The 698-nt window shown below is 68.2% G+C and carries 1 protein-coding gene; it reads left to right on the plus strand.

Annotation, left to right across the window (positions count from 1 at the left end; all coding sequences use genetic code 11):
* Positions 1 to 109: 109 nt before the first annotated feature.
* A partial coding sequence (locus ACWFR4_RS47400; RefSeq protein WP_453658019.1) for a hypothetical protein occupies positions 110 to 698 on the plus strand: 589 nt, incomplete at its 3' end.

Here is a 698-nt window from a genome sequence, read left to right on the forward strand (position 1 = left end):
CGCCTACGGATCCGACATCGACCCTGTCGCCTATCTCCGCAGCCACGGACTCTCACTTTGACCACCCGAAGGAGGAGTGCCCGCGGCCTCATGCCGCGGGCCGAACGCCATGAACACCAGCACGCGCTACCAGGTCCAGATCAGCCGCGACGGCCAGCTCTACATCGACAACGAGCCGCACGTCGTTCCCGACCGAGTCGACCCCTCGCAGGTCGTCGTCCAAGTCCTCCACATCGAGGCCGCCGGCAGCGGCTTGCCGGTCCTCGTCCAGGTCCAGGACGAGCGCAGCAACGCCCACTTCGACATGCAGGTCATGCCCGATGGCACTACCCAGGCAGCAGGACTTCCGACTGCAGCTCCCGAGCCGGCGGCGCCCGAGACAGGGAAGCAGAAGGGCAACCTCGCTCACCGGCTGACCGCCGCCCAGGCCGCGGGCCGCGCCCACGACTACGACACGGCCATAGCGGCCGCTGACGACATCCTGCAGCAGCTCACCGCCGAGAAGGGCGACACAGCCTCCAAAACCCTCGAGGCGGCACAGTTCAGAGCCGACCTGGCCTATCTGAGCGGCGAGTACGCCTTCGCCACCGCCTCATGGACCTGGCTCGCTCTCGCCTGGTACGACCGGCTGGGGCCGGGCAAGCGGCGTACCCAGGTGGCGGCACAGAACGCCGCTCAAGCGTGGATGCACCTAGACC

The organism is Streptomyces sp. NPDC055140 (assembly GCF_053607285.1).